The organism is Microcoleus sp. Pol12B5 (assembly GCF_036701335.1).
Taxonomy (GTDB): domain Bacteria; phylum Cyanobacteriota; class Cyanobacteriia; order Cyanobacteriales; family Microcoleaceae; genus Microcoleus.
Genome location: NZ_JAUBQQ010000055.1, coordinates 1 through 19,652 on the forward strand (window position 1 = coordinate 1; position 19,652 = coordinate 19,652).

The following is a 19,652-nucleotide window of genomic DNA, read 5'->3' on the forward strand; positions in this document are numbered from 1 at the left end:
TTCTACCATAGGACTGGCAATGCTTTTGATCTGTGTCACTCCTTATACTACCACGAGAGTGACAAAAGAGGGTTAAGGTGCCAGCAACTTCGCATCTCCCGGCTGCGGTATCTCCGGCGAATTCGATCGTCCTTGTGGTTTTTCCCCCGCCGTCGGTGTGCGCCCACCCCCCGAACTCTCCGTAAAAACATCAACCAAAGCTTGAACCAAAGCATCCCGCTGTGCTCTATTTAACCTTTGAATAGCAGCGCGATCCTGTTCCATGGGATTTGAGCGCAAAAGGTCTTTTCCCGGATAAACACTTTCCACCAAATAATCTGGAGTGGCGCCCAAATAGTCAGCTAAACTCAACTTCCAATCAAAGCGGTAATTGGGTGGCCGTCCTTTAACAAATACGTGATATCGAATCAACCGCCCGACTAAAGTATTGGTAGGATCGACCTTCCCCGTTTCCTTAGAAATGTAGTTATTTTCGATCGGGAAATCCGGCAATTTTTCGTACACCAATTTCCACGCATCTTGCACCCTCACTTGCGGGGGTGCAGATTGTTGAGCCACCCGCTGCACTGAGGCAGACTCAGAACTCCGCAGCAGCGAAGGTTCCAAAGCCGACATACTCAGTTCCCCGGATTCCAATACCCAACTCAAAAGCGTGAAAATCGCTACGCTCAAAGTAACCAACAGAAAACTTAAGCCCTGCTTTAATCTATTCACGGTTTTGACAAAAATTTCAAAAATAGAATAATTTCATAAACTTACCCCCAAGCAGATGTCCTAGTTTCTAATTTTAGGATTTACACTCCTCAACCCGGTTTATTAGAAAAATCAGATTTTTGTTAACGAGGGAACTAGAAATAAACCGGGTTTATCCTCCCGCGCGCCCAAGTCTAGTTTGAAAAAGTTGTGAGTTTTGAGTTTACAAAAATTGCTGGCAATTCACCACTCAAAACCCAAAACTCCAGAAATCTAGTACTTGTCTCCGATAATTTCCGGCTGAGTCAGTTCGTCCGACATCTCAAATATCGCCCGCATTACAGGTTTCATTTGATGGTCGTCCATATTGTCAAAATCTTCATAGCGACGTCGTTTTGCGCGGTTCGCCACCTGCACCGTAATCCGATAGCGGTTGGATGCACCGTTAATCAACTCTTCCGCGCGACGGGTTAGCTGAGTAGAATCGAAGGGTGGACGCTTATTAGCCATGAGACTACCTACTTTATGTAATGTTACATTCTAGTCTAGTATGTCAAGATTCATAATTTATTAACTGAGTATCATTGCTTATGCAGGTAGCAACAGCCTATTCCTTTGGTCACTTGCATCGGGGAAATTCTCATCCCCTCAAATTGGTTGCTTTCGGCGACAGCTTAATCTACGGTTTCGGCGACGGTGTAGGTGGGGGTTGGGTGGAAAGATTGCGGCGCCAGTGGATGTTACCAGAGAGTGCAGGGCACGTTTTATACAATTTGGGCGTTCGGGGCGATCGCACCTATCAAGTCTCCCAGCGGCTCGAAAACGAGTTTCGCCACCGTGGCGAACTGAGAAACCGTTTCCCGGATGCGATTATTCTTTCGGTAGGCCTCAACGATTCGGCGAGAGTGCAGTCGCCTACCGGGCGCAGCTACACTGAGTTTGAACATTTTAAAACTGTTTTGGATCATTTGTTAAACCTGTCCCAACAACTTTGTCCGGTGATATTTGTCGGGATGGTGCCGGTGGATGAAAGTAAAATGCCTTTTCAAGATTGTTTGTATTACAGTCATGCTGACCAATATCGGTATAAAGAGGCAACGAAATTAGCTTGTGAGTTGCGGGGAATTCCCTATTTAGATATTTTTGATAAATGGATAAATCGGGGCAGTGATTGGTGGCGATCGCGCCTGATTGCAGACGGGCTGCATCCTAATGCAGCGGGCTATCAATCTTTATTTGAAGATGTGACAAGTTGGGAACCGATGGCAAGTATTAGTCATTAGTCATTAGTCATTAGACAGTAGTCATTAGACAGTAGTCATTAGACAGTAGTCATTAGTTATTAATCTAGTCGAGTGAGGGCGGGCACTCTTAGCACCGCCCCTACATATAAAGGTTCTGCATCCAGAAGTCTATAAGTTCAAGGTAGATAAGGGAGATAAGCAACATAAGGATTTTAAGGGATTTAAGCATTTTAAAATTACCCAATCACCATAAAAATATTTATTTTAAAAGACCGTATCTTCCCCGCACTAAAAATTAAAACATTCAACAATGATTACATAACTGAGGGAGAAAGCAAGTTGGGCAGAATCAATCTGCCTATCAAAAGCTTAGTTCTCCTCAATAAAAAAATGTGTAAATTGGAGAATCAAAAATGTCTGTATTACATCGCATTAAATCTGGTACATCTGTTTTATTAACACTGGGAACCGTTGCCGGAACCGCAGCGCCGATGCTAATTCCCGCCCCTGCTTTTGCTCAAACAGCTTTTTCGGATGTTAATAATAACTACTGGGCAAAAGACTTTATTCAAGATTTGTCGGAAAGAGGAATTATCAAAGGATTTCCCGATGGCAGTTTTCGCCCGGATGCACCGGTAACGCGGGCTGAATTCGCTGCAATGATCCGTTCTGTGAAAAAGGCAAAAACCCGCGGTGCTGTAAGGTTTGCCGATGTTCCGTCTAATTTTTGGGCAAGCGGGGCGATCGCCGAAGCTTACGAAATGGGATGGATGTCTGGCTATCCTGGCAATGTTTTCAGGCCGACACAGCAGATTCCTCGCGTTCAAGTTGTAGTCGCTTTAAATAACGGAATGGGCTATGAGCCTACGTGCGATTTTCAAGATGTTCTCAGTTACTATAATGATGCGGGTGAGATTCAAAGTTATGCTGTCAAAAGCGTTGCTGCGGCTACAGAAAAACAGTTAGTTGTCAGCTATCCTAATCCTAAATCTCTCAAACCTAACAAGTCAGCAACGCGAGCTGAAGTAGCTGCTTTTATCTATCAAACATTAGTGAGTACCAATCAAGCAAGACCAATTAATTCTCCTTACATTGCTAAGATTGATGTTAGCGAATCTGTTGCTGTGAAAATTCCCAGGGGGGTGACTATCCCAATCGAGTATGCAAAAGGCAAGATTTTGCTCGCCCCCAATGACAAATCTCCGATTACGCTGACTGTAGCTGCGGATATTACGGGCAATAATGGCCAAGTGCTGATACCTGAAGGCTCCAAAATTAGCGGCGAATTGCGATCGACTGCTTCGGGCGTTCAGTTTGTGGCTCAAGAATTAAGTATCATCAACGGCAGCAGAGTGCCTCTCAATGCCACTTCCCAAGTGATTACTAGGAAAGAAACTGTTACCAAGGGCGTTAATGTTGGCAATCTGGTTAAGAATACGGCGTTGGGTGCAGCAGCAGCGGCGGCGATCGCAGGTGTTACGGGCGATCGGGCGATCGCCACTGAAGAGGTGCTCGGCGGTGCGGGAATCGGGACTTTGATCGGGGTGTTTTTGGGTCGAGATAAAGTCGATTTGTATGCTGTTAATCCCGACACCGATTTAGATTTGCTGTTGAATTCCGATTTGGTAGTTGGTACTGCCAGCACAGGCATTTGTAGCGCTCGATAGAGCCGATATTTGGAAATTTCCTCAAACCCCTCGCCTTGCAGGAGAGGGGCTTTAATCTGTGTATTTGACCTCGCTAAAGGTACATCTAATCAGATAATGAGCCAGGGATTTTATTTAAGTGTGAATTCCTATGGACATCCCAAACTTTCGCGGGTAGAAACTCCCGTCACGGGATTGACACCATCTGCTTTCTCGCACAGGATACTCACTTGATAAGCGTCGATAATCGCGTCAGTAAAATCAGCGCCGGAAATTGCAGCATCAAAAAACCGAGTTCGAGTCATAATTGCCTCGGAAAAATTAGCATTCGTCAAATTAGCGCCGTCAAATGTAACTCTATCTGCCAAAGCACCGGAGAGGTTTGCACCTGACAAGTTGGCATTTAGTAAAACTCCCTTAGTCAAAATCGCATTAGTTAAATCAGCACCTTGAAAATTTGTTCCCCGCATTTCAGCAGCGACAAATGTTCCCCCCGCTAAATCGGAGTTGGAAAAATCGCGATCGGACAAATTAATGTTTGTGTAATTAATATTTGTTTTCGGCAGGGCAAATGCCGGAGTAGCACTCAGCAGCACCCACCCAACAGCCAACACTAAACTTAAAAACAGGCTCAGGAATATTCGGAAAACGCTTTTCATAATGATCGGAATGGGGAATTGGGCATAGTTGACTGTTGATTGTTGACTGTTAACTGTTAACTGTTGGCTGCTGACTAATAACTCATGACTAATGACTCATGACTAATTAAAATCGCTTTACCCAATCTTCGCCAACCCTAAGTGTCAAGTCAGAATTAATTTCACCGGTAGAAGATGCTTCAAGTTTACCGCCACCTAACTCTTTTTGCAGTAGATTGGCTGCCTCTAAATCGCCTTGCTGAACAATAATTTGACTTTGACGCTGCTTCTGGGGCGCATCCTGCACTACAGATACATTAAAAAAACCCTTTTTTGTGAGAAATTCAGCAACGTTTTTTGCGGTTGTCGGTTTGCTAGAAGCATTTTGGACAGATATTTTGAGGTTTTTGGGCAACAGGGACTCGCTGGGATTGCGAATTCGTCCTTGTTCAAAATCCGGCACACCCAGGTTCAAATATTGTGCCATAATGCGATCGCGCCCCAGCGCATCTACAATCCAATAACTCCTCAAATCCCCTGTTTCTGAACTAGAACGTCCAGGCAAAATTACCATTTTAAAGTTATCTCGCTCCAATTGCAAACCGAAATTGGCTAGCGTCAATATTTCCTCATAACTTAGGTTTGTATCCACATATTTTTGCATCAATCGAACAATTTGTGGCAAGCGCACCAATACTGATGGACTTGCGAGGCGGTCCCGAATAGCTTGAATTAAAGATTGCTGCCGCTGAATGCGGCCGATATCTCCTAAACCATCGTTGCGAAATCGAGCAAATTGTTCTGCTTGTTCTCCGTTGAGAGTTTGCCATCCCTGCCCTAAGTTTATTTTTAACTTTTGAGCGGTATCTGTATAGGACATCGCGCGAGGTACAAATACCTCAACTCCGCCCAACAAATCGACTAATTCCTGAAACGCATTACTGCTGACTCGCACGTATCGTTCAATTTTCGTATTGTTCAGCATACTGCTAACCAATTGCGTCGCCAAAGCTGCTCCTCCTCTAGCATTGGCTTCGTTAATTTTGCTGAAGCTAATTCCGGGATCTTCGACTTTAGTATCTCGTGGAACTGAAAGCAAACTAATAGATTTATCTCTAGGTTCGAGGTGCAATAAGAGTATTGTATCGCTGCGACCGTTAAATATCTTAGGGGAATTGGCGGCAGATTCTGGCACACTGTCAATTCCCAATATCAAGACATTAACTGACCGCGACAGGCGGTATCCAGAGCGGTTGGAGGATAGATAGTCAAAGCCCGTCGCCTCTAATACTCTATTGATAATTGGCGGTTCCACGGGAGCTAAAAGGGCGGTAATTGCACCCAATGTAGCCGAGATGGCGGCTGTGAAAACTAGGAAAAATAGCCCCACTATATACAGGAAGAATTTAGGCTTTTTTCTAGAAATTTGATCGCCTGGTGTAACAAAGTCTCTTTTAAAAATTGACAAGTTTTTCATAGACTTGCTGTTGGTTATTGCAGTTTTTCAGCTTTGCAGTAAAACTTGGGCGGTGCTTCTAGAAAGTATTTGAACATAGCCGGACACAGCCAGCCTTCGAGATTTTTCGATTCCCACCGATACCAGTTACCGCCGTATTCTGCTTTCAACCACAGCATTTCTGCTTGATATCCGGGAAATGGATTGGCTGAAAATAAAAGTCGGAAACCTTGAGCGGCATTGGGAATGTCTGCAACAAGCGCGTTAATCATTTCGGGAACGCCCTGAACAAATGGTTCTCGGACAAGTCCGACTCGCTCGTCGTCAAAAACCCAGGTGTACTGTTCGCGATAGGGGTAAATTACCATCATGGCATTGGACATGGTATTCGCCTCTTTTCATTTCCTTTGTTTTGTCTGCAAAAATGCAAGTGTGGATACATTATATTCTGTTGCGCCGAAGTTGTGCGCTATCCGATTTAACAACCCTGTTTTAAATTAGGGATTTTAGCGGGTTATTTACAAAGTTTATTCGGTTTGGGCGGATTGGCTAAGTTTAGGGCTATGGGGCTTTAGATCTATTTTTTGTTTTTTTAATTTTATGTAAAAACTATCCCAATTCAATAGGAATAAAGGTGATTCTTTGCAGATTTTTTACTCTTAGGGTGAATATTTGTATAACCATTACTACGTTTATAGTAAGGATAAATAGTCTGTATTCTCCCAAACTATGAGAACCGACACCCTAACTACAAACCTATACCTGTTTGTAGCTGGGTGTGATGTTTCTTTTCGGGAAGCTCCAGCTCAACTTCTCGTCAGCTCAACCAGGGCATTAGCTAAATATTGATACTGCGGCAAAGTATTGTATAACTGAGCCGAAATCCTCACCAACTGCTTACTAGCATTTGGCCAAGGAATCACCGGTACTTCAATTTTAAAAATCTCCCATAGCGCCTCTTGCAAAGGTGGAATTCCTCCCTTTGCAACCTCATCAGATTGAGAGTCTGCCAGTGGCACAACTGCCATCGAACCCACCATTTCATCAGGACAAGGTAGTGGCAAATCTAATTTGTCAGCCAATATTTTTCTCCCCGCCAACGCTAAAGCATGATTCTTTGCCCTCAATTCTGGCCAGCCGCCGCTTAACAAAGAACCCATAAAATCAATAGCTACAGGCACGCACAAATAGGGACTGGGATCGACAGTTCCCATCCAGTCAAATTCTAATTGAAAGCGCGATTTATCAGCGCGGGGCGAGTTAGCACCGTGACTGATCGTAGTTGGGCGAATAGCCTCTTGCTTGTCGCGCCGCACGTATAAAAAGCCCGCACCTTTAGGCGCACACAGCCACTTGTGGCAATTTCCCGTATAGTAAGCCGCGCCAATTTCCTCTAAATTCAGCGCTACCATTCCCGGCGCGTGAGCTCCGTCTACCAATACATCCACGCCACGGTTAGCTAATTCACCGACTAACTGTTTGATGGGAAAAATTAAACCTGTTTGGCTCACAACGTGGTCTAATAAAGCTAACTTTGTTTGCGGTGAAACGCACTTAATTATTGTTTCAATAATTTGTTCGGGTGACTCAATGGGAAAGGGGACTTCTGCTACTATTACTTTAGCGCCTGTACGCTCGGCTACAAAATTAAGTGTGTTGCGGCAAGCGTTGTATTCCTGATTTGTAGTTAGCAATTCGTCGCCCGGAGAAAAACAGAGCGATCGCAAAACTGCATTTACTCCCGTCGTCGCATTCGGGACAAACGCCAAGTCATCCTCACTCGCACCGATAAATGCTGCTAACTGATTTCTTGCATTATCCAACAAGGGTTCAAATTCCCGCAGTAAAAAGCGCAATGGTTCTCTTTCTAGTTGTTCTCGAAAAATGGTTTGCGCTTCGAGTACGGGAATCGGACAGGCCCCAAAAGAGCCGTGATTGAGGAAAGTTATATTGCGATCAAGCAACCAATATTGGTTAATCATTAGTAATTAGTAATTAGTCAGTAGTCATTAGTCATTAGTCATTAGTCAGTTAACTGTCAACTGTCAACTGTCAACCGTTAACCATTTTACCTTTTAATTGCTCAACTTCTTCTAATGTATTGCAATTGGATAACATTACTGCTTCTCGTTCCCCTACAGGTAGAGGGATTGCGGAGATTTGATTTAACCACACTTGAAAGGAACGTCCCCCTTTGTTAATAAAACTTTGCAAGCTGGGCAGAGATTGTTGGCGGTAGAAGCCGCACAAAGGCTCCCAGCGCGAATTTTGATAAGGCACAACTGCTAAAGTTGATGGGGGAAATTCTGTTAACTGACTTGCCCAATTCTGAATAATCTGGGCATCCAACAAAGGCAAATCGCAAGCTAACAGTAAAATCCACTCGGCGGCAATTTCTGTCAATCCCTGAGTCAATGCAACCAAGGGCCCGGAGCCCGGATTGTACTCTACCAGAAATTGGGATGTTTCGGTTAAGGTCGATCGATAGCGATCGGGCCAAGCAGTCAGAACATAAACTTCGGGGGTTACAACTGTGGCAACTTCCAACGCCCGCTGCAATAGGGATTTGCCCTCAATTTCCAGCAAAGCTTTATCCCTACCCATCCGCGAACTTTGACCGCCTGCAAGCACAATTACAGCAATTTTATGATTAGTCATTAGTCATTAGTCAGTTGTCAGTTGTCAGTTGTCATCGCAAGAATTGCCTGTTTTGAATAGACCAAATGCCTGTTCCACAATAATTATTGGAGATGTCTAGTAGTCAGTAGTCATTAGTCATTAGTTAACTGTCAACTTAAAACACTAACGGCTTGGCTAACTTCCTCAAGTTTTTGGACGACTTGACCGCTGCTGAGTAAAGTTTCGGCCTCAATTAAACCCGAGTTTATATCCAAACAAACTCCGCTGCGCCACAGATAAAAACCGCCGTTCCAGATAGCGGACTGCATGAATTCCGAGGATTTTCCCAGCAACACTTCCTGCATTTGTTTGAATAACTCTGGGGCTGATTCAAAGGCAGGATTTGTGTTGCTAAAACCGTAATCTCCGTGAGCTAAAAGCACTCGTTCAAACTCAGCATCCGGCTTAGAAATGCCGATAATCGCAGTACGATCGCGCGGCAAATCGCAGCTTCCCTCCAATCCCTTGACTGTGGTATAATTTTTGATTGCCCGTAGCTCAAAGGCTTTTTGAAACATACCTTCTGTCGGCGGGTGGACGTAGCCGGAGATGACGTTAACATCGCCGGCACAGGGACACCACATCAACTCCATTGTCGAAAAAGGTGGCCGTTTACCAATTTCGCGGCGGTAGGGAACTAAAGCGGCGGCTTGAGGAAAATGCTTGGGAAGGTAAACAAAACCTAAACCCGTATTGTCAAAAACTTGCTGGACTTTTTCTAAACTCAGTTTTCTCCAGTCAACTCCCAAACCGCGCCAAATTTCAATCAGGGGAATGCCTTCCTTGGTTGGCATGGTATCTCCCCCGTGCATGAGGGTTGGCACGCCAGAGGCGGCTAAAATTAGGGCGGTTATTGGGCTAATTGGAGCCGTGCGCGATCGCCCGTCGTAAGCAACGCCAAACACGGCGACGGTAGAGACGGAAAACCCTTTTTCTCGGTTTGGGGGGGCAAGCATAGGCCCCAATTCTTCATAAGCATCGAGCATTCCGGCTAATTCTTCCCCAGTGGGGCGTTTAATGCGGTGGGAAATCATAAAAGCTCCGATTTGAGCCGGTGTTGCTTCCCCCAGCAGCATCATCCGCGTGGCTGCTGCTGCTTCGGAACGAGTTAAGTTTTCTCCTGTGTGTACTCCGCTGCCAATTTTTCGCAGCAATTCTCTAAATGCGTCACTCATAACTTTTGAAGTTAGTAATTGGTAGTTAGTAATTGGTAATATTTAAATCGTTTTAAATTTAAAATCCCCAAAATTCAATTCAAAATTATCTAATTAACTGCCTGATTTTTCTAGCTTGATTACATCAAGTGGTGGCACAAATTCGCGTACCAGATTCCAAAAATGGGCGATCGGCGGAATTTGCATTCGATCGTGAGTTGTCACCAACACTACTTCGCGAGTCCAAGTAGGATCTGCGGCCAATTGACCGATCGCCGAAACCTTGGAATTTGACCGCTCTTGGGCGATCGACCGAATTGCTAAAGTGCGATCGGTTTTCGCCTCCACCAAAGCTGAATGCGGCAGCAAAGCAATCAATTCTCCCTGTCGCACCACGCCCCGAAAAGCATCAAGAGTGTTGAGTTCCAAAACAGCATGAAGTTTAGCACCCATGCGTCCAAATTGTTCTTGCACCATCCGCTGCATTCCGTACCCGTCCTTAAACACCACTTGCGGGTAACAAATCAATTCCGGCCAAGGTACTCGATCGTACTGGGCCAGGGGATGACCCGCCGCCATCAACACCTCGATCGGCTCATTGTAGAGCACCTCAACCAACATTTCCGGGGCGTGAGTAAAATGGCGGTTGTTCATCACCACTGCTATGTCCACCAAACCATCTTTGAGGACTTTCAGAGCTCGATCGCTCCCCAGAGAAGTCACCCGCAATTGCACGTCTGGATAGTCACGGCAAAACTTTTGCAGCACAGGCGGCAAATAAGCAGCGCAAACCGAATGAATCGCAGCTACACAAAGTTCCGGCTGCTTTCCCGCCCGTAAGTCTCCCAATTCTTCAGCAGCATTTCGCCAAGTCTGACAGATTTTGCGAGCGTGAGGTAGCAGGCATTCCCCTCCCACAGTCAGTTTCGCGTGGGCCGTGCGGTGAAACAGCGACAAACCCACTTCCGCTTCTAATCCCTGCACTTGGCGGCTAATAGTCGATTGGGTAACGCCACACTTCCGGGCCGCTTGCTGAAAGCTACCAGTTTCAGCAACTGAAAGAAATGCTTGAAGCTGCTCTAAGCGCATGGAGGTTTAATTCGAGAGAGATGGTTTCAGAAATTTTACTGGAAGATAATCTGTGACATTAACCGATTTAGTAGCAGAATTTAGTAGACTTTGATACAGGTACAGATTAGTTTTGATTCCGAGGTCAGAGGCGGGGATGCTGCGATCTAAGCATCAATCTGCTGTGGCAGGATTTCTGAGCCTCCAAGTAGAGGTCGATTCTCCTATGTTGAAGGGATTTATGAATCTGCAAAATTATCAAAAAATAGATTCCATAAAGATGAATTTATCGAATATTGCCAGTTTCTAGCTAAACCGTTTCAATGAACGGCACTCTAGTAATCCCTTCATCAACAGAGTTTAATTGTTCTGTTTTTCCGTAAGTTGTGAATTCAAAAGATAGCATTTAATTTCGTACCTCTTTGGGAATTATAGTTCCTCACTCTCCCTCTACCTCTCAATTAATGTACTAATATTGCAGGCAGGTTAAAGCCTGCTGTGAACTTTCCTCCCCGGAGTAAAGTCACTCTTGTTTTCTGTTTTTTTGTGTATAAACTAGAAATTAGCGGGTCAGCTACACAAGTGCAACTAGGATCGATCGCACAGGAAAGCCGAAATGCTGCCATTTATTAAGATTATGTCATTTAACCACAATTTTATTCCTCAAGATGGCTGTTGCCAGTGGCAACCCCAGTTGATGGGACTGCACGCGGTCAGCGATGTGTTAATTGCCTTGGCTTATTATTCAATTCCAGCACTTCTGACATACTATGCCCGGAAGCAGCGAGAGGTGCCTTTGAGCAAGGGGTTTCTCCTATTGGGAGCCTGGTTTTTCTGCGGCGGGACAACTCACTTGATGCAAGTTTGGATGCTGGTGCATCCCAGCGAATGGCTGTCAAGTTCGATCGCCGCCTTAACCGCTATCATGTCTTTGTGGGCTTTAGCGTCCCTGACACCCTGGATTTCTCAATTCTTGGCTATGGCTGGAACGGCCTCTTTTGCAGGAAATACGGCGCTGCGAACCCAAAAGGTCGATCGACTGCAAGCCAACTCTGATATTACAAATTCCGTCGCATCCCCCACAACCGAACTCCAGCAAATTAACCAGCAATTGCTTGCAGAAATAACACAGCGCGAGCGAGTCGAGGATCTCCTGCTTGACACCGTAGGCAAGCTGCAAGAAAGCGAAGAACGCTTCCGCGTTTTTCAGGAATTATCTCTAGACGGATTTAACGTGTTTCGCAGCATTCGTGACGAATCCACAATTGTGGATTTTGAATGGGAATACGTCAATCCCGCAGCGGCAAAAATTCAGCAGAGTACCCCGGGCGAATTAATCGGCAAGCGATTGCTGCAAGTGCTGCCAGGCCATAAAGATAGCGGTTTGTTCGACCGTTACGTCCAAGTTTTAGAAACAGGAATTCCCCTCGATACCGAGATTTATTACAACAGCGAAAGCGAAGGCATTGTCGGCTGGTTTCGGATTATGACCGTTAAATTGGGCGACGGCATTGCTATTTCTTTTGGCGATATTACTGAGCGTAAGCAAGTAGAAGCATCCCTGCGCGAGGCGTTGCAAAAACTCACTTCTCATTTTGAAAATACCCCCCTAGCGGTGATTGAGTGGGATGAAAACTTTCATCTCAGCGGGTGGTCACCGGCGGCACAGAAGATTTTTGGGTGGGAATCAACCGAAGTTTTAGGCAAGCATTTTAGCGAATGGAACTTTATTTGTAAGGGCGATTTTGAAGAGGTAAAATCGGTAATTTATAGTTTAAAAAAACCAGAAAATCGGTGCAATGTAGTTCACAACAGCAATTATAATAAGTCGGGTTCGTTGGTACACTGCGAGTGGTACAATTCGGCTTTTTACAGCGATTCGGGAGAGTTGATATCGGTGCTGTCTCTGGTTTTGGACGTGACGGAACGCTTTAAATTTCTGGAAGTGCTGCGACAGTCTGAAGAGCGGTTTCGGATTGCGGCAGAAAGTGCCAGCGATTTGATTTATGAATGGGATATCGAGACTGACATCGTGCTGTGGTTCGGTCACGTAGACGAACATTTGGAGTACGCAAAAGGCGGATTTCCGAGGACAAGAGCAGCTTGGAACAGTATCTTGCACCCAATCGACCGCGATCGAGTTTTGGCGGCAGTCGATCGGTATTTGACTGCGCCAGACAGTTCTGCCGCCCCATTTTTTCAGGAATACCGCGTTCAGTGCCAAGGGGGCGGCTTACTCCACTGGATCGATCGGGGCAAAGCAGTGCTTGACAAACAAGGCAATCCCTACAAATGGATCGGCGTAATTAGCGACATCACCGCTCGCAAAGAGGCCGAAGAACAGCGGAATTGGGCATTGGCGCGGGAACAGGCAGCCCGCCGCGAAGCCGAAGCCAGCGAACAGTTGTACCGCGTCCTCGCTGAAGCGATCCCGCAAATAGTTTGGACTGCCACAGCCGACGGCTGGTTCGACTACTACAACCAGCGCTGGTTTGAATATACTGGCTTGACGCTGGAGGAAACTCAAGGCTGGGGGTGGCAGCTACCTCTACATCCAGATGACGTGGAAGATGCTGTAGAAAGTTGGAAAACCTCGGTGCAGACGGGGAAGACTTACGAGGTGGAATACCGCTTTAAACGGGCATCTGATGGAGCTTACCGCTGGCATTTGGGTAGGGCATTGCCCGTGCTGGACGCTGAAGGGAAAATTCTCAAATGGTTCGGGACTTGTACCGATATTGACGATCGCCAGCGATCGGCCCAAACAGCCTATTTTAACGCTCAAGCTTTGGCTTTGCTGTCGTCAGCTTCCCTGGATTACGAGAAGGCGCTGCAAGGTTTGGCAGATTTAACAGTACCGGGGCTGGGAGATTGGTGCTGTGTGCATTTGCTTGATGCCGACGGCTCGATCCGCTTGCAAGCAGTTGCTCACTCAGATCCGAGCAAAGTCGCTCTGCTGTGGCAAATCGATCGGCGTATGCCGCTAGACCCCCAGGGACGGCACGGAGTAGCAAAGGTGCTACGGACTGGTGAGTCGAAGCTCTACCCAGAAATACCGCAATGGGTGATCGAGGCGGTTGTGCCCGACAGGGAACTGCAGTTGGTGCTGCGATCCCAATCCCAAGTGCTGTCGGCAATCTGTGTGCCGCTAATCGCTCGCGGGCGGACGCTGGGAGCGATTTCGTTGCTGTGCGGGGAATCTGGCCGCCGCTGCGGGGAGAGCGATTTGGTTTTGCTGGAGGATTTGGCGCGGGATGCGGCGGTGGCGATCGACAATGCGCGGCTTTACCGGGAAGCAGCGGAGGCCAACCGGATTAAAGACGAGTTTTTGGGAACGCTTTCTCACGAGTTGCGGACGCCTCTGAACGCAATTTTGGGCTGGGCGCAGATGCTGCGGCAGCGCCAAATGAGTGCCGAAAAAACGGCTGTCGGTTTGGAGACTATTGAGCGAAACGCGCGGTTGCAGACTCAGATGATTGAGGATTTGCTGGACGTTTCCCGGATTGTCAGCGGCAAAGTGTGTTTGAAGCTGTTCCCGGTGGATTTGGTGCGGATTGTAGAAACAGCGCTGAAGACGCTGAGCCCTGATGCTGAAGCTAGGGGAATTGAATTGGTGAGTTTTTGTGGCGAAGGGGTGAGCTTGGTGAAGGGCGATGCTACTCGTTTGCAGCAGGTGGTGTGGAATTTGCTCTCGAATGCTATTAAGTTTACGCCGCCGTCGGGTCGCGTGGAAATAAGGCTCTCGGAGGATGGGGAACCGGGAGCAGCGGCTGGCGCCATATTGTCTGGGCCGTCTCCGGTGCACTCTGTTTCGATCGTTGTCAGCGATACGGGAATTGGCATCAGCAAGGAGTTTTTGCCCTTTGTGTTCGATCGCTTCCGCCAAGCTGACAGCACTTCTACGCGCAATTACGGCGGTCTGGGACTGGGATTGGCGATCGTCCGCCATCTCGTGGAACTCCACGGCGGCAGTGTCTGGGCAGAAAGTCCTGGGGAAGGACTCGGCTCGACTTTCGGAGTGCGGCTGCCAATTGAGCAGAGCTAAAGTTTTGATTTTTCAGTTATCGATTTCACAATTCAATATTTAAGTTCTACGTAAGGTGTTGATGGCGCACCCTAAATTTAAATGTTCTCCGCTAATTCGCTCGCTCTTGATTTTATTGCCATTCTTGCAGGGCGATCGCAATTCCTTGTTTCAATCTCGGTTCAAGATTGTCTTGCTTAACTAAGCTTTCTAATTTCTGCCTGGCCTCGGCAGCACCTAGCTGTTTGAGCGCTGCCATGCAGTGTAACCTGACGCTGCTTTCTGTGTCGCCCAACATTGAAATCAGAGCATCTAGCCCTCTCATATCTCCTAATTTTCCTAAACCTAAAGCTAAAGATTTTTTGCTGACTGCCTCCTGCACGGCCGGATGATTTGTTTTCAACAAATCAATCAGAATTTCAGCAGCAGCAGCTTTTAATTCCGGCTTTTCTACTCGCCCTAAAACAGTGACTATCTCTTGACAAACAGTAGAATTTATGTTAGTGAATTGCCCCATTAATGTCTGATGCAAATATGCTAAAGCGGTTGCAGTTTCCATCCAGCTTAGGGCGCGCACAGTTTCGATTTGCAATTCAATCGGAGTTGTGGGCGATCGCAACAATTCAAATAAAGCAGCCGCTGCAGCATCGGTTTTTACTCGCCCGATCGCGATCGCCGCTTGCTGACAAACTTCTAATCGGATGTCCGAAAGCAGAGGTTTGAGCAAGTTAACTAAATCTAATTCCGCATCTAAATACGCGCGCACCCCAAGAGCTCGCACGGCTTCTTTTCTGACTGCTGTTGCCGGATCTTTGAGTGCTGCTACCAGTATCGGGGGGATGCGGGAGTCGTGAAAGCTGCTCAGGGCATCGATTGCGTGCGCCCGCACCGCAACTTGAGAGTCTGCGACTACGCTCAACAGCGGTGGGATAGTTTCGGTGCGCCGAATTTGGGCGAGTGCTGCTGTGGCAAACTGTCGCGAGTCTTCTTGGAGTAGGAGAGTTGCGAGGGATTCTATGGCTGTCGGGCCGAAATTCCCTAGGGTTTGGGCGGCGATTTGGCTCAATTCTTCGTCGGAATTTTTGACCAATTCTACTAAAGCTTGAATCACTTCCGGGCGATCAAACTTTCCGAGAATGCGGGCGGCGAACCACCGGGGCTCGGTGTCAGCGTCTTCGTCTTCGAGTACGGCAATTAAAGGTGCGATCGCGCCATTTCCCAAATTGGGCAATACTTTAGAAATTTCCCAGCGGTCTTGAAAATCGCCCCATTCTAAGGCTTCTATTGCTAAACTGACAGCTTGCTCTAAAATGTGTTGTTCCTGCGGCTTGCCGGCTTTGGCTGTCACTTGCTGCAAGCATTCGACTAACCCCGGCCAGTTTTGGCGATCGGCAGCGACTTGCGCTTTTTGTAAAATATTATACATGATTTTAAATTAAGTTCGATCGAGAAGCAAGGTTTTTTGCTGCTAGGTCAGAGCGGGAGGGAACTACTTTGTACGAATCTTTTGCTACAATTATCCATTTTTTAACATTTTTGTCAATCCATCATAACTGGTAAAATGGAAGTAAAGCATTAATTTGATGTAGTTAAGGCATCAATCTATACTTTTTGTAATTTAAAATACGCAATATTCCTAATTAAAAATTAACAAATGAAGAAAGCTCTACTTTTAGTAAACCAGCACTCCCGAAAAGGGCAAAAGCTATTATCTCAAGCCGCTGTAGAATTAGAAACACTGGGTTTTGAGTTAATGGTAGAATCTACCGACCACGCCCACGAACTTTCCGACACTATTCGCCACTACCAAAATCGAGTCGAATTAGTAATAATTGGCGGTGGCGACGGCACTCTCAACGCCGCCATAGAAGGTTTGATAGACACCAAGTTACCCCTGGGTATCTTGCCGATGGGAACAGCTAACGACCTAGCCCGCACTCTGGGGATTCCTACAGATTTATCAGCAGCTTGTCAAGTAATTGCCAGCGGTAAAGTTCGGCTAATAGACTTGGGTTGGGTTAACAGCCAATATTTTTTTAATGTTGCCAGTTTGGGACTAAGCGTGGAAATTACCCAGCGCCTGACTAAAGACGTAAAGCAGCGCTGGGGAGTGTTAGCTTATGCTTTTACTGCTTTGCAGACAATTTTTTCAGCGCGACCTTTCCGAGCACAAATTAAGATAAAAAATCAATCTTTTAATGTTAAAACTATTCAAATTGCCATTGGCAACGGCCGCTACTACGGCGGTGGCATGACAGTTGCCGAGGATGCCACAATCGACGACAAGCGACTAGATTTGTACAGTTTGGAAATAAAAAAATGGTGGGAAATCATTGCTTTGCTGCCAGCTATGAGGCAAGGAAATCATACCAGTTGGCCTAACGTTCGCGCCTTGCACGCTCAAGAATTTGAGGTTAATACTAGCAAACGCCGTCCGATTAATACTGACGGTGAAATTACAACTTACACGCCTGCAAAATTTCGAGTGATTCCCCAAGCTTTAGCAGTTATAGCTCCTGCATGACTCACAACTAATATAATGATGTTATTGTGTTGTGGAACAGGCATCTTGCCTGTTCAGATATTAGCCACAGGCATCTTGCACGTGCCACAATTAATTAATTAATCAATAAATTATATTGTGTTGTGGAACAGGCATCTTGCCTGTTCAGATATTAGCCACGAACAAGATGCCTGTGCCACAATTAATCAGTTAATAATCGCCTCCAGCGCCATATTTCCAGGCTTCAACTAATCGGTGAAAATAATATTGCTGCTCCGGGGCTAAATTTTTTACCTGGGGTTCTACGGCTTTCCCCAAAGGCTGCAATCCCGTATAAATTCCTAAATTTACATAATGAACCATCCAATCGAGCAAATTAGCTATTCCTACCTGCGGGATAATTTTCAGAACTAATCCGGGATGGCTAATTGCTGTTTTAAACAGGGTTTGTGACAAAGCCGGAAACAGCACGATATCCTGAAGAAACGGTTTGAGTATTGGTTCTCCCAAGTCTTCCATTACCTGAAATACGGCAGCCAAAAGTTGATTTATTTGATTAGGGTCTATTCTTTGATTCATCGCAGCACTCATCGAACGCTGAAACAACCAGGTAACTGATAGATTCGGCTGGTAGGGTTGCAAAAGTGCGAGGTAATTTTTGCTGAGACTGTCGCTTGTCAAAGCTTCCTCAATTCCTAGAGTCAAGCGTTTGAGGTGGCGTACCATGGCGCCGAAACCGCCGAAGCTGAGGGGAGATTGGCTACCGCTGCTGTCTCCGACTGGAAGTATGCGATCCCAAGGGGTTTTTAGAGGACTTTGGCGATAACAGGGGAAGAATCCGTAGAGTGCTCTTTGGAATTTTAACTGTTCGATTTCGACGTTTTGATATTGGGGAAGCAAGCGCAAATACTCTTCAAATAATGTTTCTAAACTGAATCTTTCTGTGTCGGCGTCTATGTAGGTAAATAAGTAGGTGGTGCGGCCGTCTCTGGCTGGAAATGCTTCCCAAAAATATTGGCACTGATTTTGCATTGGGGTGAAGGATGCAAATATATCGCCAGTGTCGTTTTTGGGGTATCCTTGAGCGCAACTGCCGACTACTAAACATACGGCGTCGGGTTTTTTGCCTTGTCTTGCTTGGCGGACAATAGGCGAAAAATGCCCCATTGCGTCTAATAATAATCGGGTTTTAAATAATTTTTTGTCAAGTTGTAAATCTGTATTTTCCGATTCTGCAAGGACTCCATTTGGATGAATTGTGGCTGTTTTAAATGGTGTATTTTCAAATAGTTCGCCTCCGGCTTCTAGGAATCGCTGTTTCAAGGTTTCTAGGAGGTAAACTGGGTCTATTCCGATGTTGAGTACGTCGCGCACCCAAATGTCTGGGCTGTTGGCAAAGCTGATGCGGGCTGGGTTGTATTCGGTAGCTATGGCTTTTTCTATCTCTGCAACAGATAGCAAATTTAATTCTAAGAATGCGTCTAATTCTTTGCGAGAAATGTTCCATTCTTGATCGCGTCCTCGCAGGGTGCCGCGTTCTATCAAGGCTACTCGCCAACCCCGCACGGCTAAGGCTGTACCGATTAATATTCCTAGGGTTCCGCCGCCGATAACTATGTCGAAGTCGAGGGTTTCGAGGGGTTGTTGGCTGTGTTTGACTGCTTGGGGTGTTCCTGCGGTGTTTTGTTTGAGGTTTTCCCAGAGTTGATCGACTTTTCTCAGGCCTGTGAGGGCGTCTCCTGGCAGTTGGGAGAGGATTTGTTCGGTGAGGGACATCGGGTTTTAGTATTAAACAGTGGTTGATTTTTTATAATTTAGCTTAGATCCACATTTCCGACAGTTTCAGGGCTGACGCATGGGGTGGCAAGAATCCCGGTTCATACTAAGATGTTGCACCCTTGTCAATAAGCTTTTTAGGAACAGGCAAGATGCCTGTTCCACAAAGAGTAGATTTTCTTGTGGAACAGGCATCTTGCCTGTTCTTGAAAATGGTGCAAGATGTGAGTTTCTACGAATTTTGGGCTTAGTAACAAGAAATCTAGGAATCAACCGGGTTTATGAGGTTGGGAGTGCGATCGCAAACGAAGTTTTTATCATCATACAGAGAAACCCGGTTTCTGAAAAAAAACCGGGTTTCTACATCTGTTTGGTAAGTCTAAGGAATTATCTTCAATCAGCCGTGCTTAATTCTTCAACTCGCAGCCGATCGCACAAAATTCGCTCGCACACTATACCACCCGTATCCGCACTCCTGCAAACTTCTAATTGAGCTTCCGGCAACGCTTCAAACAAAAAACGCTCTCCCGGAAAAACCGTCCGCTCAAAATACCAATTAGGAATATTTGTAATACGAGCGATTTGCACTTTGCTAGTATTATTAAGATACCAACACAAAATGCGCGTATGACCTTCGGAAATTACCTGATTTAGTGTCAAATTCATTTTTTTAACTTGTTTGTGCAATTGTGCGAATTATCGGCGACGAACCTAGACTTAATATAGCATATTACCAGTTAAAACACAATTTTTTATACATTTTTTTAGATT

General features: G+C 46.1%; 16 protein-coding genes. 4 read left to right on the top strand and 12 right to left on the bottom strand.

Translation table 11 applies throughout. The features are described 5' to 3' along the window. Positions 1-72: 72 nt before the first annotated feature. Both QUA24_RS20045 and QUA24_RS20050 read right to left on the bottom strand, forming a co-directional pair. Positions 73-714, bottom strand: coding sequence for a hypothetical protein (locus QUA24_RS20045; protein WP_333231540.1), 642 nt, complete (start codon positions 712-714; stop codon positions 73-75). Positions 715-966: 252 nt separating this feature from the next. Beyond that, positions 967-1,203, bottom strand: coding sequence for a DNA-directed RNA polymerase subunit omega (locus QUA24_RS20050; RefSeq protein ID WP_333080095.1), 237 nt, complete (start codon positions 1,201-1,203; stop codon positions 967-969). 80 nt (positions 1,204-1,283) lie between these two features. On the opposite strand from QUA24_RS20050, the gene QUA24_RS20055 reads away from it, so the two are divergent. Next, the gene (locus QUA24_RS20055) at positions 1,284-1,976 is read left to right on the top strand and encodes a GDSL-type esterase/lipase family protein (RefSeq protein ID WP_333231542.1); all 693 of its coding nucleotides are present in this window, start codon (positions 1,284-1,286) and stop codon (positions 1,974-1,976) included. Between the two features lie 374 nt (positions 1,977-2,350). After that, a complete protein-coding gene (locus QUA24_RS20060) occupies positions 2,351-3,604 on the top strand; it encodes an S-layer homology domain-containing protein (RefSeq protein ID WP_333231543.1) in 1,254 nt (417 codons plus the stop codon). A gap of 128 nt (positions 3,605-3,732) precedes the next feature. On the opposite strand, the gene QUA24_RS20065 is transcribed toward QUA24_RS20060, so the two are convergent. From QUA24_RS20065 to QUA24_RS20095, 7 genes are all read right to left on the bottom strand, one after another. Continuing rightward, a complete protein-coding gene (locus QUA24_RS20065; RefSeq protein ID WP_333231545.1) occupies positions 3,733-4,242 on the bottom strand; it encodes a pentapeptide repeat-containing protein in 510 nt (169 codons plus the stop codon). Positions 4,243-4,348: 106 nt separating this feature from the next. Then, a complete protein-coding gene (locus QUA24_RS20070; RefSeq protein ID WP_333231547.1) occupies positions 4,349-5,698 on the bottom strand; it encodes an LCP family protein in 1,350 nt (449 codons plus the stop codon). A gap of 14 nt (positions 5,699-5,712) precedes the next feature. Beyond that, positions 5,713-6,060 carry a DUF6717 family protein gene (locus QUA24_RS20075; protein ID WP_333168680.1) on the bottom strand — a complete coding sequence of 116 codons (348 nt, stop codon included), beginning with the start codon at positions 6,058-6,060 and terminating at the stop codon, positions 5,713-5,715. A 423-nt stretch (positions 6,061-6,483) separates the two neighbouring features. After that, positions 6,484-7,659 (bottom strand): aminotransferase class V-fold PLP-dependent enzyme, encoded by a 1,176-nt coding sequence (locus QUA24_RS20080; RefSeq protein WP_333231549.1) that lies wholly within the window; start codon positions 7,657-7,659, stop codon positions 6,484-6,486. Positions 7,660-7,729: 70 nt separating this feature from the next. Next, a complete protein-coding gene (locus QUA24_RS20085; RefSeq protein WP_333231550.1) occupies positions 7,730-8,335 on the bottom strand; it encodes a molybdenum cofactor guanylyltransferase in 606 nt (201 codons plus the stop codon). A 131-nt stretch (positions 8,336-8,466) separates the two neighbouring features. Continuing rightward, positions 8,467-9,531: an anthranilate phosphoribosyltransferase family protein gene (locus tag QUA24_RS20090; protein ID WP_333231552.1), complete on the bottom strand. Its 1,065-nt coding sequence runs from the start codon at positions 9,529-9,531 to the stop codon at positions 8,467-8,469. A gap of 93 nt (positions 9,532-9,624) precedes the next feature. Continuing rightward, positions 9,625-10,599: a LysR family transcriptional regulator gene (locus QUA24_RS20095; RefSeq protein ID WP_333231554.1), complete on the bottom strand. Its 975-nt coding sequence runs from the start codon at positions 10,597-10,599 to the stop codon at positions 9,625-9,627. A gap of 595 nt (positions 10,600-11,194) precedes the next feature. On the opposite strand from QUA24_RS20095, the gene QUA24_RS20100 reads away from it, so the two are divergent. Further along, positions 11,195-14,623 carry a PAS domain S-box protein gene (locus tag QUA24_RS20100; RefSeq protein ID WP_333231556.1) on the top strand — a complete coding sequence of 1,143 codons (3,429 nt, stop codon included), beginning with the start codon at positions 11,195-11,197 and terminating at the stop codon, positions 14,621-14,623. Between the two features lie 112 nt (positions 14,624-14,735). On the opposite strand, the gene QUA24_RS20105 is transcribed toward QUA24_RS20100, so the two are convergent. After that, the gene (locus QUA24_RS20105; RefSeq protein WP_333231557.1) at positions 14,736-16,028 is read right to left on the bottom strand and encodes a HEAT repeat domain-containing protein; all 1,293 of its coding nucleotides are present in this window, start codon (positions 16,026-16,028) and stop codon (positions 14,736-14,738) included. Between the two features lie 228 nt (positions 16,029-16,256). Between QUA24_RS20105 and QUA24_RS20110 the strand changes: the two genes are divergently transcribed. Next, complete coding sequence (locus tag QUA24_RS20110) at positions 16,257-17,126, top strand: lipid kinase (RefSeq protein WP_333231559.1); 870 nt, start codon at positions 16,257-16,259, stop codon at positions 17,124-17,126. 189 nt (positions 17,127-17,315) lie between these two features. Here QUA24_RS20110 and QUA24_RS20115 read toward each other — a convergent pair whose 3' ends face one another. After that, on the bottom strand, positions 17,316-18,881 hold the full coding sequence (locus tag QUA24_RS20115) for an FAD-binding oxidoreductase (protein WP_333231560.1): 1,566 nt from the start codon (positions 18,879-18,881) through the stop codon (positions 17,316-17,318). Positions 18,882-19,274: 393 nt separating this feature from the next. Continuing rightward, positions 19,275-19,547: a DUF1830 domain-containing protein gene (locus tag QUA24_RS20120; RefSeq protein ID WP_333057596.1), complete on the bottom strand. Its 273-nt coding sequence runs from the start codon at positions 19,545-19,547 to the stop codon at positions 19,275-19,277. Positions 19,548-19,652 lie beyond the last annotated feature (105 nt).